We start from the raw sequence: 15,450 nt of genomic DNA, 5'->3' as shown, positions 1-15,450 counted from the left end.
GGTGCGATTGATGGTGGAGTTCACGACAGAACCGTTCGAGCTGGACACGTTCCCCGAGCACGCCGCGGCGGCCCGCAAGGTCGTCGACGAGGCCGGCCTGGCCGTCTCGGTCGGCCCCTTCGGGACCGGCGCCGAGGGCGAGGCCGACCAGGTCCTCACCGCGGTGACCAGGCTGCTCCGCGAGACCCTGGACGCCGGCGCGACCCGGATCTCGGTCCAGGTCAGCGTGCTGGGCGACGGCGAGGGCAACGGCGGCGCGGTGGCCGACGCGACGCGGGAGGAGGGCGGTACGCCGTGACCGAGCACGTGGAACACCCGCTCGCCGCGGCCGTCAAGCCGCTGCTGGACGCGGTCGGCGCGACGCCCGTCCCGCTGGGCGAGGCGAAGGCCGAGGACGTCGTCCTGGAGTGGGAGGGCGCCCCGGCGCTCGCCGTCCGGCTGCCGCACCTGAGCAGCGCGCTGGACCGGCTGCTGGCCGAGATGACCCGCCAGTTCGACGGCCGCCCGCTGGCCGAGCTCGACCGCTGGGAGAAGCAGCGGGTCGTCGCCCTCCTGGAGGAGCGCGGCGCCTTCACCGTCCGCCACGGGGTCGAGACCGTCGCCTCGGCGCTCGGCGTCAGCCGCTTCACCGTGTACAACTACCTCAACCGCCAGGACGGCTCGAAGTCCTCCTGAGGCACCCGTGGGCACCGCCGGCGGAACCCTCCCAAAACGGGCAGCCCCGCCGGTGCGTTCCAGTGTGGGCCGCCCTCCGGCGGGGCACACTTGGCGAATCGCACACGAAACGGCCCGGCAACACGGGCCCGCCCAAAACGTAACCACCAACCGTTAAACAAAGTGTTGACGGCCGGGTGGGGCCGATCTAGCTTGTGCGGGTGGCACCACTCTTCAGGAGGTCCACCTGTGACCAACCACCCCCACGCCCTCGACGCCCTCGCGGCGGCCGACGCCGCCGAGCTTGAGGCGATCCTGCTGGAGATCTGCTCCAGCCCCCGCTGGGCCGCCGCCGTCGCGGAGGCCAAGCCCTGGTCGGACCGCAGCGCCCTGCTCGCCGCCAACGCGGCGGCGATGCGGTCGCTGACGGTCGCGGACCTGCACGACGCGATGGCCGGCCACGCCCGGATCGGCAAGCCCAAGGCGGGCGACGCCACCTCCGAGCGCGAACAGGCCGGCATCCACGGCGTGGACCAAGCGCTCCTCGACGAACTGCACGAGGCCAACGCCGCCTACGAGGCGAAGTTCGGCCACGTGTTCCTGATCTGCGCGACCGGCCGTACCGCGGCCACCATGCTCGCCGCCCTGCGCGAGCGCCACCCCAACGACCCCGCCGCCGAGGCGGAGATCGTCCGGGGCGAGCTGCGCAAGATCAACGACATCCGCATCAACCGGCTGCTCGACGAGTCCTGAGCCGGTTCTGACGTATCGTCAGTTCCGTTTCCCGGCACGATCCACGACCGACCCGACGGATCTTCGTTTCTGACGATTCGTCAGATCATCGTGAGGCCGCGCCGCGCTCGGCGAAGCAACCCCACATCTGCCATCAGTAAGGTCACTTCACCCATGACTGGCATCTCCACCCACGTGCTCGACACCAGCCTCGGCCGCCCGGCCGAGGGCGTCCCGGTCGAGCTCGCACTGCACACCGAGGGTGGCTGGAAGGTGCTCGGCACCTCCGCCACGGACTCCGACGGCCGGGCCAAGGACCTGCCGGCCGTGGAGGCGGGCTCGGTCGTCCGGCTGCTCTTCGACACCGCCGCGTACTACGCGCGGCGGTCCGCGGAGACGCCGTTCTTCCCCGAGGTCTCGATCGTCTTCACGGTCGCGCCCGCGCAGCACCACTACCACGTGCCGCTGCTGCTGAACCCGTTCGGATACTCGGTCTACCGCGGAAGCTAGTAGACCGACCTGGAAGCTCAAGGAGCCAAAGTCATGGCCCACGTGCTCGGTCAGAACCAGTACGGCAAGGCGGAGAACCGCATCGTACGCGTCTACCGCGACTCCACCCGGCACGAGATCAAGGACCTGAACGTCTCGGTCTCCCTCCAGGGCGAGTTCGAGGACGTCCACCTCACCGGTTCCAACGCCAACTGCCTCCCCACCGACACCACCAAGAACACCGTCTACGCCTTCGCCAAGGAGTACGGGATCGAGTCGGCCGAGGCCTTCGGCATCATCCTCGCGCGGCACTTCGTCGACGACACCGAGCGCGGCGTCGTCCACAGCGCCCGCATCCGGATCGAGGAGTACTCCTGGGACCGGATCAAGACCCCGGACAGCTCGGCCCGCTTCATCGGCTCCGAGGAGGTCGGCCACTCCTTCGTCCGCACCGGCCAGGAGACCCGCACCACCGAGGTCGTCTACGACGGCGAGACCGTCCAGGTCGTCTCCGGCCTCAAGGACCTCATCGTCATGAACTCCACCAACTCGGAGTTCTGGGGCTACATCAAGGACAAGTACACCACCCTGCAGGAAGCCTACGACCGGATCCTCGCCACCCAGGTGACGGCCCGCTGGAAGTACGGCTACAGCGGCCGTGACGGCGAGGCCCAGCCCAACTGGAACCGCTCCTACACCCACGTGAAGCGGCACCTGCTGGAAGCCTTCGCCGAGACCTACTCCTACTCGCTGCAGCAGACCCTGCACTCGATGGGCACCCGGGTCCTCAACAACCGTGCCGAGGTGGACGAGGTCCGCCTGGAGCTGCCCAACAAGCACCACTTCCTCGTCGACCTGGAGCCCTTCGGCCTCAAGAACGACAACGAGGTCTACTACGCCGCGGACCGCATGTACGGCCTCATCGAGGGCACCGTGCACCGCGAGGGCGTCGTCCCGGTCATCCCGGTCGTCTGACCTCCCCCACCATGGACACCGCCCGGCATCGCCGCACCCTCCGGCCCTCATCGGCCGGCCGAGTCCGGGCGGTTCGCACCACCTCCGGCACCACCCCTTGCAGCACCTCCAGCACCACCCTTGTCACTACCTGTTCCACGTGTTTCTCCACCCCCACCCACCGGAGTTCGTGCCTGCCTCACGGCGGCCGGCCCGGGGCACTGGAGAGGCCGGCCGAGGGACCCTTGCACCGCCGTCCCGCCCTCGGTCAGGGAAGTATCCGGCAGTCTCCAGCGCCACGGGCGCGCCGGGAGCCGCGGGCACAAGAGGGGCTCGACATGGCACCCAGCAACACCAGCACCACCGACGGCGGTTCCACCCCTGCAAGATCTTCCGGTCCGGGCGGCGTCCCAGGCCTCCCCGGCACGCCGCCCGGACCGGGAACCCACCCCGTGGACGAGGTGCTGTCCCCGGTGAAGCTCGTCTCCACCGGACTCCAGCACGTCGCCGCGATGTACGCGGGAGTCGTCGCACCCCCGCTCATCGTCGGCGCCGGCGTGGGGCTCTCCCCCGCCGAACTCGCCCTGCTCATCTCGGCCAGCCTGTTCACCGCCGGACTGGCCACCCTGCTCCAGACCCTCGGCGTCTGGAAGATCGGCGCGCGACTGCCGTTCGTGAACGGCGTGTCGTTCGCGGGCGTCGCGCCCATGATCGCCATCGCCAACGAACACGGACCGAAGCACGCCCTCCCGGTGATCTTCGGCGCGGTGATCGTCGCGGGGGTCCTGTGCTTCCTCGCGGCACCGTACTTCTGCAAGCTCATCCGGTTCTTCCCACCCGTCGTCCAGGGCACCGTGATCACCCTCATCGGGGTGTCCCTGCTGCCGGTGGCGGTGAACTGGGCGCGCGGCGGCTCGCCGGGCGCCCCCGGATTCGGCTCCATGCGGGCCATCGGCCTCGCCGCGATCACCCTCGTCGCGGTGGTGCTCTGCAACCGGCTGCTGCGCGGCTTCTGGCAGCAGCTCTCCCTGCTCGTCGGCCTGGCGTTCGGCACCCTGATCGCCTTCCCGCTGGGCCTCGCCGACTTCGGCCCGGTCAAGGACGCGAAGGTCTTCGCGCTCCCCTCCCCGTTCCACTTCGGCGCCCCCGAGTTCGACGCCGCCGCCATCGTCTCGCTGTGCATCGTCATGGTGGTCTCGATGACCGAGTCCACCGCCGACATGCTCGCGCTCGGCCGAATAGTCGACCGCGAGGCCGACGAACCCACGCTCGCCGCCGGCCTGCGCGCCGACGGCCTGGCCACCGCGCTCAGCCCGGTCTTCAACGGCTTCGCCGCCAGCGCCTTCGCCCAGAACATCGGGCTCGTGGCACTGACGAAGATCCGCAGCCGCTACGTCGTCGCGGCCGGCGGAGGCATCCTGGTCCTGCTCGGGCTCTTCCCCGTGCTCGGCTCACTCGTCTCCCTCGTACCGCAGCCCGTCCTCGGCGGCGCCGGGATCGTGCTCTTCGGCACGGTCGCGGCGAGCGGCATCCGCACCCTCGCGGAGGCCGGCATGGAGTCCGGCTCGAACACCATCCTCGTGTCGGTCTCGCTCGGTGTCGGCATCGTGCCGATCGCCGTACCCACGTTCTACGACGCCTTCCCGGAGGCCGTCCGCACCCTGATGCACTCCGGGATCTCGGCCGGCACCGTGACGGCCGTCCTGCTCAACCTCCTCTTCCACCACGTCGGGGCCGCCCGCCGCGCAGCGGCCGGCGATCCACCCGGCACGACGGTGCCGACGGTGACACCGTCCTGACCGGCGGGGTGGGGGCGCGTGCCCGCTCGACGCGCCCCCACCCGTCACCCGCCGCCGCCCCTCCACGGGCGCGCAGCACGCGGCACCGCTCTCGCCCTCCCCCATAGGAGCAACACCATGGCAGTCCAGCCCCCACCCGCCGACCAGCGGATCGTCATCGAGAACGCCGCCATCGCGACGGTCGACGCCAACGACACCGAGCACGCCCGCGGCCACGTGGTCATCCTCGGCAACAAGATCGAATCGGTCGGCAGCGGCCCCGCCCCCGCCTGGCTGGACAACGTCGTGCGCCGGATCAACGCCGAGGGCCACCTCGTCACCCCCGGCCTGGTCAACACCCACCACCACTTCTACCAGTGGATCACCCGCGGCCTCGCCCAGGACAACATCCTCTTCGACTGGCTCGTCGCCCTCTACCCCACCTGGGCCCGCATCGACGAGAAGCTCGTCCACGCCGCCAGCCAGGGGTCCGCCGCCGCGCTCCTCAAGTCCGGCTGCACCACCGCCTCCGACCACCACTACGTCTTCCCCAAGGACGGCGGCGACGTCCTCGGCGCCTCCGTCGAGGCCGTCCAGGAACTCGGCCTGCGCTTCACCGCGCTGCGCGGCTCCATGGACCGCAGCAAGAAGGACGGCGGCCTGCCCCCGGACCACGCCGTCGAGGAGCTCGACGACATCCTCGCCGCCTCCGAGGCCGCCGTCGACAAGTACCACGACTCCTCCTTCGGCTCGATGCTGCACGTCGCCATCGCGCCCTGCTCCCCGTTCTCCGTCTCCACCGACCTGCTCCGGCAGTCCGCCGAACTCGCCCGCCGCAAGGGCGTACGGCTGCACACCCACGGCTCGGAGACCGCCGAGGAGGAGCAGTTCTGCAAGGAGCTGTTCGGCATGGGCCCGACCGACTACTTCGAGTCGGTCGGCTGGCTCGGCGAGGACGTGTGGATGGCGCACTGCGTCCACATGAACGACTCCGACATCGCCAAGTTCGCCGAGACCGGCACCGGCGTCGCCCACTGCCCCTCCTCCAACGCCCGCCTGGCGGCCGGCATCGCGCGCGTGCCCGACATGATCAAGGCCGGCGTACCGGTCGGCCTCGGCGTCGACGGCACCGCGTCCAACGAGTCCGGCGAGCTCGGCACCGAGCTGCGCAACGCCCTGCTCATCAACCGCCTGCACGGCTACCCGACCGCGCTGACCGGGCGCCAGGCCCTGCGCCTGGGCACCATGGGCGGCGCGCGGGTGCTCGGCCGGCAGAACGAGATCGGCTCCATCGAGGCCGGCAAGCTCGCCGACCTGGCGCTGTGGAAGATCGACGGGATCATGCACTCGTCCATCGCCGACCCGGTCGCGGCCCTGACGTTCGGCGCGCTGCCGCCGCTGTCCGTCCTCTTCGTCAACGGCAACGCCGTCGTCGAGAAGGGGCAGCTGACCACCGTCAACGAGGACCGCATCGCGCGCGACTGCGCCCGCGCCGCGAAGGAGCTCGCGGCCCGCCCGGTCTGACGGACCGGTAGCCCGCTCCTCTTCCGTTCCCTGTACTCCGGGCCGCCCAGGGACGGTGCGTGACCCGGACTCCGCACGCCACACCCGGCGCGCGGACCGCAGCCCCGGACCCACGGCGAGGGTCCGGGGCTGCGGCGTGCCCGGGGGGCGCCGAACGGATAACAGCGAACAGATAACAGATGACGAAAGTTGTCATCTGTTATCTGTTCGCTGTTATCCGTCTTTGGTTGTCCGTCTGCTGTCGGCCCCTAGAACAGCCCCCGCAGCCGTCAGGCTGGTCAGGCCGTCAGGCCGTCAGGCTTGGTCAGGCTTGGTCAGGCCGTGCGCCCCAGCGTCGCCAGGTAGGCGCGCCACCCGCCGTGGTGGGTGATCTCGCGGTGGACGCCGCGCTCCAGCTCCCCGCGGGCGAGCAGCATCGACAGGCACGCGGAGCCGTCCTCCAGCTCGATCACGCCGAGCTCCAGTTCACGCGGCTCCCCGGGCAGGATGACGTCCCGCAGGCGCTCCAGGCTGATGTCGTACAGCTCGCCATCGATCGCGCTGTCCACGTCCGGGTCCGCCAGCAGCCCCGGGCAGACGTCCGTCCCGCCGCTGTGGTCGATGGAAAAGAAGCGGTAGCCGGGGGCGGTCCGGGCCGGCCCGATCAGCGCGTCGGCGACCTTGGCGTGGAACGGTCCGCCGGCCATCGCCTGGCCGTTGAAGAAAATGCGTGCCATGGGTGAACTCCTCACGAGAACAAGGACCACGGCAAAGGGGCCGTGGCAAAAAAGGCCGTTCCGCACGGCGACGAGAGGACAGGTGGATTCGTCGCCGTACGGAACGGAGTAGTGGCCCGCCGGCATGCGCCACCGCGGCAGGCGTGCGGCGGTGGCACCGGCGGATAGCTTGGGGTCAGCCCAGCAGGGGCAGCGCGGGGAGGGTCAGGAAGTCCGCGAACTCCTCGGCCAGGGCGACCTGTTCGAAGAGCTGGGCGGCCTCGCGCCAGCGCCCGCCGGCGTACCCGGCCTCGCCCAGCTCGGCGCGGAGCTCGGCCAGCTCGGTGGCGACCAGGCCGCGCACCAGCTCGGCGGTGGCCTTCTCGCCGGTGTCGGAGAGCACGACGCCGTTGTGGATCCACTGCCAGATCTGCGAGCGGGAGATCTCGGCGGTGGCGGCGTCCTCCATCATGTTGAAGATGCCGACGGCGCCGAGGCCCCGCAGCCACGCCTCGATGTAGCGGACGCCGACCTGGACGGCGTTGTGCAGCCCCGCGTGGGTGCAGGTGCCGCCGGCGCCGGCGATGTCGAGCAGCTGGGCGGCGGTGACCGGCTCGGACGGCCCGGGATTGTCCTTCTGGTTGGGCCGCTCGCCGAGCACGGCGTCGAAGGAGGCGCGGGCGACCGGGACGAGGTCCGGGTGGGCGACCCAGGAGCCGTCGAAGCCGTTGCCGGCCTCGCGGTCCTTGTCGGCCCTGACCTTCTCCAGGGCGGCCGCGTTGACCTCGGGGTCCTTGCGGCTGGGGATGAACGCGGCCATGCCGCCGATCGCGTGGGCGCCGCGCTTGTGGCAGGTCTGCACCAGCAGGCGGGTGTAGGCGGCCATGAACGGCGAGGCCATGGTGACGCTGTTGCGGTCCGGCAGGATGTAGTGCTCGCCGGCGTCGCGGAAGTTCTTGACGATCGAGAACAGGTAGTCCCAGCGGCCGGCGTTGAGTCCGGCGGCGTGGTCGCGCAGCTCGTAGAGGATCTCGTCCATCTCGAACGCGGCGGTGATGGTCTCGATCAGGACGGTGGCGCGGACGGTGCCGTGCGGGATGCCGAGCTGCGCCTGGGCGTGCGTGAACACGTCGTTCCAGAGCCGGGCTTCGAGGTGGCTCTCGGTCTTCGGGAGGTAGAAGTACGGGCCGGAGTTGGGGTCCTCCGGACCCTTGGCGAGCAGCCGGGCCGCGTTGTGGAAGAAGTACAGGCCGAAGTCGAAGAACGCGCCGGCCACCGGGACGCCGTCGACGAGCAGGTGGTTCTCGTCGAGGTGCCAGCCGCGCGGGCGGACCACGACGGTGGCGAGTTCGGCGGCGGGCTTGAGGGTGTAGGCCTTGCCGGCGTCGCTGGTGAAGTCGATCCGGCCCTCGTAGGCGTCGATCAGGTTGACCTGGCCGCTGACGACGTTCTCCCAGGTCGGGGAGGTCGCGTCCTCGAAGTCGGCGAGCCAGATCCGCGCGCCGGAGTTGAGGGCGTTGATGACCATCTTCCGGTCCGTGGGGCCGGTGATCTCGACGCGGCGGTCCTGGAGGGCGCGCGGCGCCTCGGCGACCTTCCAGTCGCCGGCGCGGACGTCGGCGGTCTCCGGGAGGAAGTCGAGCGTGCCCGCCTGCGCGATCTCGGCGCGCCGGGTCTTCCGCCGGGCGAGGAGGTCCTGCCGGCGGCCCTCGAACGCGCGGTGGAGGCCGACGACGAAGGCGACCGCCTCCGGAGTGAGCACCTCCTCCGCCCGGTGGACGCGCGGACCGGCGACAGTGACGACCGGAGCGGCGGGGGAGACGCCGGGTCCCTGATCTGTGGCCATGAGCAGGACACTCCTAAGACGGTTGAGCCTGGCGAAGGGAGCTCCGGTGGGAGCTTCCTTTGGGGAACTTCCTTGATCCGAACCCACCTGTCGGCGCATTCGATTCTGTAAGGTGGAGACTAGTTTCCGCGATACAGAATTTCAACGGTTTGTTGATGTGATCGCCGGGACTCTACTCCTCCCCGACAGCGAAGGGAACGCCGGTGGTTGCGACCCCCGACACAGCATCGACGACGGGCGCCGACCGCGCGAGCGGCGGCGTGCAGTCCGTCGAACGCGCCTTCCAGCTCCTGGAGGCGCTGGCCGACTCCGGCGGCGTGGCGACGCTCAGCGAGCTCTCCACCACCTCCGGCCTGCCGATGCCGACCATCCACCGCCTGGTACGTACCCTCGTGCAGCAGGGTTACGTCCGCCAGGACACCGCCCGCCGCTACACCCTCGGCCCCCGGCTGATCCGGCTCGGCGAGACCGCCGGGCGCCTGCTCGGCAGCTGGGCCCGCCCCTACCTGGCCGAGCTGATGGAGGCCACCGGCGAGACCGCGAACCTCGCGGTCCTGGAGGGCGGCGAAGTGGTCTACGTCGGGCAGGTGCAGTCGCGCCGCTCGATGCGGATGTTCACCGAGGTCGGCCGGCGGGTGCAGCCGCACTGCACCGGCGTCGGCAAGGCGCTGCTCGCCCAGCTCCCCGAGGAGGAGGCCCGCGCCATACTCGGCCCCAACACGCTGCCCGCGCACACCGAGTACACCGTCACCGACCCGCAGGAGCTGCTGCACCAGCTCGCCGAGGCGCGCGAGCGCGGGTACGTCGTCGACGACCAGGAGCAGGAGATCGGGGTGCGCTGCATCGCGCTCGCCGTCCCGGGCGCGCCGACGCCGACGGCGCTGTCGGTCTCCGGCCCCGAGGCCCGCATCCGGGCGCTGGAGCAGCAGGACGGCGCGGCCTCGCTCGTCCCGGTGATGCACAAGATCGCGGCCCGGCTCGGACAGGTCCTCGCACCCTGATGGGTGGTCAGTTGAGGTGTCATGCGCAGGAAGTCGGACTGGTCGACTTCCTGCGCACGCGTTCCTCCGTTCGAGCGGACGGAGGGCGGGGCGCGGCGACGGCCGCCCGCCGCTCGGCCACCCTGGTGCGGACGCGGCCCGCGACAGCGCAGGCGGCCCGAGCACGAGGGCATGGTGAACGGCGATGGAGCGCAGGCGCAAGAGGCTTCGCGGCAGGACGGGGAACGCGGCACGGAGCGGGACGTGGCTGACGGTGGCCGTGGCGGCGGGCTGCGCGGTGGCGACGCTGACCGCCGACCCGTCGTGGGCCGGGCAGCGGCCCGACCCCCGTCCGGCAGTGCAGCTCGCGCCGGCGAGCCGGGCCGCGGCGCTGTCCGACTCCGACCTGGAGGTCGTCCGGCTCGACCCCAGCCCCGCGCCGCCCGGCGGCACCACGACCGTGCACGCCTTCGTCGCCAACCTCGGCCCGGACACCACCGCCTCGCCCTTCACCGTGATCGTCACCCTGCCGGAGGAGGTGACGGCGGTGGGCCCGTACTTCCCCGAGAACTGCGAGGCGTTCCTGGGCCGCGAGGTGCGCTGCACCTTCGGCCCCGGCCTGCCCGAGGGACGCAGCGCGACCGCGCTCGTCACGGTGCGGATCTCCCCCATGGCGCATACGGGCCTGCTGACCGGCGGGAAGGTCACGGTGATCAGCCCGGACGACCGGCACCCGCGCAACAACCGGCAGCCGTTCGACATCAGGGTCGTCGAGACGGCTGCCGGCTGATGGCTACCGTGTGCCGGTGCGGTTACCGGTAGACGCGGACGTAGTCGGCGGCGAAGGTGATCGGGGCGGTCCCCTGCGGCGCGGGGTGGTACTGCCCCGCGCACACCGACAGGTTGAGGATCAGGTACGCCGAGAAGTTCGCGCCGACGCCCTTGCCGTCCGAGAACACCTTCACGCCGTTGACGTACCAGTCCACCGAGGTGGCGCCGTAGTACGTGCCGATGGTCACCCACTGGTCCTTCGCGACGGCGCTCGCGTTGGTGTAGTAGTCGAAGTTGCCCGGGTTGACGTGGTTGGTCAGCTCCAGGAGGTTCGGGTTGTCGGGGTGGTACTCGAAGGAGTCGATCTCCCCGTTGCCGTTCTTCCAGGTCCACAGGGCCGGCCAGGCGCCGGAGCCGGCCGGCAGCTTGACCCGGGTCTCGGCGTAGTCGCCGGTCTTGACCTGGAAGCCCTCGCTGGAGCCCTCGGTGGTGAGGAAGCCGGTGTTCCAGGACTGCTTGCCGTTCTCCAGCGTGTTGCTGCCGGGGGTGGCGGTGAAGGTGGCGACGCCGTTGGCCACGCTGACGTTGTTCGGGTCCAGCCAGTCGAGCTTGTTGTCGTCCGGGTTGTGGTTGCCGTACTTGTACGCGGTGCTCTTGTCGCCGACCCAGCGCTGGCCCCAGTTGATCGGGCCGTTGAACTCGTCGGACCAGGTCAGCGACTTGCCGGCGATCGGGGAGGACGGCTCCGGGGTGCTCGGGGTGGCGGTGGCGCTCGGGGTCTGCGTGGGTGCCTGGGTGGGTGCCTGCGTGGGTGCCTGGGTGGGCGTGGGGGTGGGGGTGGGCATGGCCGACGGGGTGGTGGTCGGGGCCGGGGAGCTGGAGACGACGAGCTGCTGCGACGGCAGGTTGTGCCAGGCGCCGCCGAAGTCCTGCCAGAACCCGAACTGGGTGTAGGTGCCGGCCGACAGAGCACGCGCGCCACTGGTGAAGGTGTAGCTCCACGGGCAGATCGGCACATTGCTGGCGTTGCCGGGGAAGTCGAGGTTGTTGCCGGCCGCGTCGCGCACGCCGACACCGACGGTCTTGGCGGTGAAGCAGGACGAGGAGTGGACGGTGAGGGTCGCGGTGGCGGCCCGGCCGGCGACCATCGTGGCCGGGGCGAGCCGGTCCTGGGTGACGGTCGGACCGGTGGCGGCCTGGGCGCCGGGCGCGGACTGGAGGCCGAACAGGCCGGCGCCGGTGATGGCGAGCGCGCCGGTGGCGGCGAGGGCGGCGGTGCGGCCGCGGTGGGACGGGCGGGCGTGGCGGGGCGCGGGGCGCCGGGCAGGCTTGTGCATGGGGTGTCCTCTGCGACGCCTGCGAGGTGAGCTGTCGGGTTCGGACTGAGAGGTCGCCCGGCCGCCGGTGGGAACGGCTTCACCCCAAGCCGCGGCCGGCACGCGCGAGGGCGTGCCGGGTCGTGGCGCTGACCTTGGTTCCCCCGCTCCCGTCCGCTGTGGTGCTCGGTTGCCCGCCGTCGGGTGGACGGGACTCGGCGTCCCGGCGGCGGGGTCCGCGAGGGCGGACGCCGTTGCAGGCTAGGCAGTCGGTCCGTGAACGGACAACTCGTCTCGGCCGGTTGTCGCGCAGCTCACAGTCGTGTCGATCAACTACGGTGCGCAGTGGATCAGTTGGCCGGCATCCCGGCGGGCCGTTGATGTTCGGGCGAGCCGGGCACCGATCCGGACCCCGGCGTCCGGCGCCCCGGCGGGTTCGAGGCGGTCGCGCCCGCCGAGCAGCCGGGTGCCGCCGGCCGTCGCGGTGCCGGTGCCGGTGCCGGTGTCACCCGATGGTGGGCGGTGCCCTGGCGGGCCCTGCGTGGTGACGGTGACGGGGGTGCGTCTTCACTGGCAGTGGCGTGCGAGCTCGCCCGATCGGATAAATTGGAGGTCCGACATCCACCGTCGTGCACAAGAGCACCGCGCCCCCTCCCGCAGAGACGAGGAACCGCCGCACCATGACCGCGCCCCTGCCCGCCTTCGCCGGCCGCACCTACCTCTTCCGGGCCGACAACGGCGCGGCCTTCCGCAACGCCTACTCGGCCGACGGCAAGCGGCTGCGCTGGGAGGGCCTCGGCGAGTCGGCGGGCCAGTGGGAGGACGTGGCGCTCCACGTCGCCGAGGTCGCGCCCGAGGTGTACTTCGTCAGCTGGACGGAGCAGAGCGGCATCACCGTCAGCCACGTGATGGACCTGGTCCGGCTGACGGTGCGCGCGTTCTGGACCTTCGAGGGCGAGGGCGGCCGGGTCGGCGAGCTCCACACGGGGACGCTGGAGCGGGTGGCCTGAGGCCGGCCGGTCCGCGAGGCCGACGACCGTCGGGCTGCGGGAGCCGGCCGGCTGCAGCGAGTCGGACCGCCGGGACCATCCGGCCGCGGGAACCGGCTGTCAGCCTACGAAGGCCGGCTTCAGGCTGCGGGGGCCGGCTGGCCCGGCTGGTTCGGGACCTTGAGGTGCTCGGACAGCCACTCCAGCGAGGACGGCAGCAGCTTGCTCCACGTCTCGAAGTTGTGGCCGCCGGTCTCCAGCATGCTGTACGAGACCTTCATCGGGCCGGGGCTCTGCACCGCGTCAATGAACGCCTCGGTGTCGTGCTTGTAGTCGCCGTCACCCTGCTTCGTGCCCGCCAGCAGAACGGCCGCCTTGGGCTGCGGCAGGTTCTTGAGCCTCCACATCAGGTCGGCCTCGTCCCGGCGCTGCCGGCTGCCGCCGAAGAGGTCGCCGGTGGTCGGGTCCTCGGCGGCACGGTAGTAGCCGGAGAGGGAGACGGCGGTCGGGAAGACCTCCGGGTGGCGCATGGCGAGCTTGACCGCGCAGTAGCCGCCGGTGGAGTTGCCCATGAAGGCCCACGCCTGCGGGTCGGCGGAGACCCGGAAGCTCGCCTGGATCGCCGAGGGGACGTCCTTGGTGAAGTACGTGTCGGACTGCGCGCCGCCGGGGATGTCCTCGCACTCGGTGTCCTGCGGGAGGGCGGGCGAGGGACGCATGAGGACCATGACGGTCGGCTGCATCTTCCCCTCCTGGAGCAGCTTGAGCGCCGCGCCCGGGTAGTTGAACCGCGTGATCAGGTTCTCGGCCTGCCCGGGGAAACCGGTGCTGACGATCACGGCCGGGAACTGGCGCTGCGCGTACTCGGGCTGGAAGTACTGCGGCGGCAGGTAGACATAGCCCTCCGTGGACAGCCGGGTGAGCTTGCCGTCGATCCGGACCTTGCGGATCTCGCCGGACTTGGCGGGCTCGCGGCCCATCGCGCCGCCGCCCTGGACGGAGGCGTGGCCGATCGTCTCCACGAGCAGGCGGCCGGAGGCGTCCGCCTTGTTGTGGATCACCACCGGGCCGTTGTCACCGCCGGTGCCGAGCAGGTCGTCCCAGCTGCTGTAGAAGGAGAAGTAGTTGTTGGCGACGAGGCCGAGCGCGGCGAGCACGGTGAACTGGGTGGCGAGCAGCGTGCCGATCCGGCCGAGCACCGCCTGCCAGGTCTTCCTCGCGAGTCTGGGCCACAGCCAGACCGTGGCGGCCATCATCACGACGGCGATCAATACGGTCAGCGCCAACACCTTGTGGCTCGTCAGACCCATGTCCTACTTGCTCCCACGCCTCGAACTCACGCCCCCGCCGCTAGGACATCCGGGGCACCTCCCCGGTTCCCCGTCGGGACGCGATCTTCCACCCTAGCGGGCCGGGGTTCCGGGTGACGGATGACAACTTTCAGATAACAGAGTTTGAAATCTGTCATCTGAAAGTTGTCATCTCGCCGAGCCGAACCTGATAGAACGTCAGGTGATCGGGGATCCCTGGAGGTGGCGCGGTGGGCGGCTGGAACGAGGAGATCCGGGCTCGGGTTCGCGAGCCGCGGATCTGGTACGTGGCGACCACGGACGCCGAGGGCGCCCCGCACGTCACCCCGATGTGGGTGGACCTGGAGGGCGACCTCGTCCTGTTCAACACGGCCATCGGCCGCACGAAGGAGCGGAACCTGCGCCGCGACCCGCGCGTCTGCCTCTCCAACGCCGACCTGGCCGATCCGTACGACCGGGTCCAGATCCACGGCCGTGCCGTCGGGTTCGTGACCGGCGAGCGCGCCGACCGCCGGATGGACGATCTCGCCCGCAAGTACCTCGGCGCGGAGCGCTACGAGTGGCGGATCCCCGGCGAGCGGCGCGTCACCGTCCTCATCGAGCCCACCCGCATCCGCCGCGTCGTCGGCGTCGAACCCCTGCCGGCCGCGGCCTTCGAGGACCACTGACGCACAGCCTGCTCACGGCACCCGGCTCACGGCACCCGGCTCCACAGTCGCAGCCCCCCGGTGAGTTCGCGCATGCAGCGGGCGCCCAGCTCCTGAGGTGAACCCGGGCCCGTCGCGGGGGCGTCGGAGAGGGCCCACTCCTCCAGGGCGACCCGGATCGCGGCGGTCGCCGCAGCGGCGGCCAGGCGGATCTCCAGCGCGTCCGCGCCCTCCGGGCAGCGGTCGGCCAGGACGCCGCGCAGCCGCTCCTCGGAGTCGGCGTGCACGCGCTGCCAGGTGCTCGCGAGACGGGGGTCGCGCAGCAGGCTGCGGGTCCAGTGCATGGCCTCGGCGGCAGGCTCGTCGGCCGGGGTCAGCGAGGCGACCGCCGAGCGCTCCAGCGCCTCGCGCACCGGGAGGTCGGCGGAGCTTTCCGCGAACAGTTCCACCCAGCGCCGCCCGCCGGCCGCGAGCAGTGGGGCGACGGCGTCCTCCTTGACCGAGAAGTACCGGTAGAAGGTGCGCAGCGAGATGCCCGCGGCGTTGGCGATCTCCTCGGCGGTGGTCGCCTCGGCGCCCCGTTCGGCGAAGAGCGCGGCGGCGGTGCGGGCGATGTCCAGCCGGGTGGCTTCGCGGCGGCGCTGGGTCAGGGAAGGACGTCCGGTCACGGGCTCAGCGTACGCGTCTCGTGCCAGGGAGGCAGCTCACGCCGTGGCGGCATGTCGAGACTTATTGGCACGTTATGCCACTCGGGCGTACCGTGCC

The 15,450-nt window shown here is 71.2% G+C and carries 16 protein-coding genes and 1 riboswitch; of the genes, 11 read left to right on the top strand and 5 right to left on the bottom strand.

Translation table 11 applies throughout. From position 1 onward, the window contains the following. Window positions 1–10 precede the first annotated feature (10 nt). The 7 genes from ACFVSN_RS10775 to ACFVSN_RS10745 all read left to right on the top strand — a co-directional run bounded on the left by ACFVSN_RS10775 (window position 11) and on the right by ACFVSN_RS10745 (window position 6,131). Window positions 11–298 carry a thiamine-binding protein gene (locus ACFVSN_RS10775; RefSeq protein ID WP_380437953.1) on the top strand — a complete coding sequence of 96 codons (288 nt, stop codon included), beginning with the start codon at window positions 11–13 and terminating at the stop codon, window positions 296–298. Further along, window positions 295–675, top strand: coding sequence for a helix-turn-helix domain-containing protein (locus tag ACFVSN_RS10770; RefSeq protein ID WP_359957717.1), 381 nt, complete (start codon window positions 295–297; stop codon window positions 673–675). Before ACFVSN_RS10775 ends, ACFVSN_RS10770 begins: the two co-directional genes overlap by 4 nt. Window positions 676–903: 228 nt before the next feature. Next, window positions 904–1,407 carry a 2-oxo-4-hydroxy-4-carboxy-5-ureidoimidazoline decarboxylase gene (uraD, locus tag ACFVSN_RS10765; RefSeq protein WP_380437818.1) on the top strand — a complete coding sequence of 168 codons (504 nt, stop codon included), beginning with the start codon at window positions 904–906 and terminating at the stop codon, window positions 1,405–1,407. Window positions 1,408–1,560: 153 nt separating this feature from the next. Next, window positions 1,561–1,896, top strand: a complete 336-nt coding sequence (gene uraH / locus ACFVSN_RS10760) for a hydroxyisourate hydrolase (RefSeq protein WP_380437816.1) — start codon at window positions 1,561–1,563, stop codon at window positions 1,894–1,896. 33 nt (window positions 1,897–1,929) lie between these two features. Next, window positions 1,930–2,850 carry a factor-independent urate hydroxylase gene (pucL, locus tag ACFVSN_RS10755; RefSeq protein ID WP_387590154.1) on the top strand — a complete coding sequence of 307 codons (921 nt, stop codon included), beginning with the start codon at window positions 1,930–1,932 and terminating at the stop codon, window positions 2,848–2,850. A gap of 317 nt (window positions 2,851–3,167) precedes the next feature. Further along, on the top strand, window positions 3,168–4,628 hold the full coding sequence (locus tag ACFVSN_RS10750; protein WP_380499844.1) for a nucleobase:cation symporter-2 family protein: 1,461 nt from the start codon (window positions 3,168–3,170) through the stop codon (window positions 4,626–4,628). 117 nt (window positions 4,629–4,745) lie between these two features. Next, complete coding sequence (locus ACFVSN_RS10745; protein ID WP_380437810.1) at window positions 4,746–6,131, top strand: 8-oxoguanine deaminase; 1,386 nt, start codon at window positions 4,746–4,748, stop codon at window positions 6,129–6,131. 314 nt (window positions 6,132–6,445) lie between these two features. On the opposite strand, the gene ACFVSN_RS10740 is transcribed toward ACFVSN_RS10745, so the two are convergent. After that, window positions 6,446–6,847 carry a gamma-glutamylcyclotransferase gene (locus tag ACFVSN_RS10740; protein ID WP_380437808.1) on the bottom strand — a complete coding sequence of 134 codons (402 nt, stop codon included), beginning with the start codon at window positions 6,845–6,847 and terminating at the stop codon, window positions 6,446–6,448. A 175-nt stretch (window positions 6,848–7,022) separates the two neighbouring features. Then, window positions 7,023–8,672, bottom strand: coding sequence for a malate synthase A (gene aceB, locus ACFVSN_RS10735; RefSeq protein WP_387590149.1), 1,650 nt, complete (start codon window positions 8,670–8,672; stop codon window positions 7,023–7,025). Window positions 8,673–8,875: 203 nt separating this feature from the next. Here aceB and ACFVSN_RS10730 point away from each other — a divergent pair, with 203 nt between their 5' ends. Together ACFVSN_RS10730 and ACFVSN_RS10725 are read left to right on the top strand one after the other, a co-directional pair. Next, window positions 8,876–9,673, top strand: a complete 798-nt coding sequence (locus ACFVSN_RS10730) for an IclR family transcriptional regulator (RefSeq protein ID WP_380437804.1) — start codon at window positions 8,876–8,878, stop codon at window positions 9,671–9,673. Window positions 9,674–9,857: 184 nt separating this feature from the next. After that, window positions 9,858–10,442: a hypothetical protein gene (locus ACFVSN_RS10725; protein ID WP_387590146.1), complete on the top strand. Its 585-nt coding sequence runs from the start codon at window positions 9,858–9,860 to the stop codon at window positions 10,440–10,442. 22 nt (window positions 10,443–10,464) lie between these two features. On the opposite strand, the gene ACFVSN_RS10720 is transcribed toward ACFVSN_RS10725, so the two are convergent. Beyond that, window positions 10,465–11,760, bottom strand: coding sequence for a hypothetical protein (locus ACFVSN_RS10720; protein WP_387954564.1), 1,296 nt, complete (start codon window positions 11,758–11,760; stop codon window positions 10,465–10,467). Between the two features lies 1 nt (window position 11,761). After that, a riboswitch (cyclic di-AMP (ydaO/yuaA leader) is annotated at window positions 11,762–11,934 on the bottom strand. Between the two features lie 485 nt (window positions 11,935–12,419). Between ACFVSN_RS10720 and ACFVSN_RS10715 the strand changes: the two genes are divergently transcribed. Then, a complete protein-coding gene (locus ACFVSN_RS10715) occupies window positions 12,420–12,749 on the top strand; it encodes a MoaF N-terminal domain-containing protein (RefSeq protein WP_380437798.1) in 330 nt (109 codons plus the stop codon). Window positions 12,750–12,868: 119 nt separating this feature from the next. On the opposite strand, the gene ACFVSN_RS10710 is transcribed toward ACFVSN_RS10715, so the two are convergent. Beyond that, a complete protein-coding gene (locus ACFVSN_RS10710; protein WP_380489499.1) occupies window positions 12,869–14,038 on the bottom strand; it encodes an alpha/beta hydrolase in 1,170 nt (389 codons plus the stop codon). A 230-nt stretch (window positions 14,039–14,268) separates the two neighbouring features. Here ACFVSN_RS10710 and ACFVSN_RS10705 point away from each other — a divergent pair, with 230 nt between their 5' ends. Continuing rightward, the gene (locus ACFVSN_RS10705; RefSeq protein ID WP_387590138.1) at window positions 14,269–14,706 is read left to right on the top strand and encodes a TIGR03618 family F420-dependent PPOX class oxidoreductase; all 438 of its coding nucleotides are present in this window, start codon (window positions 14,269–14,271) and stop codon (window positions 14,704–14,706) included. Window positions 14,707–14,732: 26 nt separating this feature from the next. On the opposite strand, the gene ACFVSN_RS10700 is transcribed toward ACFVSN_RS10705, so the two are convergent. Further along, window positions 14,733–15,353, bottom strand: a complete 621-nt coding sequence (locus ACFVSN_RS10700; RefSeq protein WP_380499849.1) for a TetR family transcriptional regulator — start codon at window positions 15,351–15,353, stop codon at window positions 14,733–14,735. Between the last annotated feature and the right edge of the window lie 97 nt (window positions 15,354–15,450).

The sequence above is a fragment of the Kitasatospora sp. NPDC057904 genome (assembly GCF_042887925.1).
Taxonomy (GTDB): Bacteria; Actinomycetota; Actinomycetes; order Streptomycetales; family Streptomycetaceae; genus Kitasatospora.
Note: the sequence above shows the minus strand (reverse complement) of the source record. Positions and strands in the feature narration are given on the sequence as shown.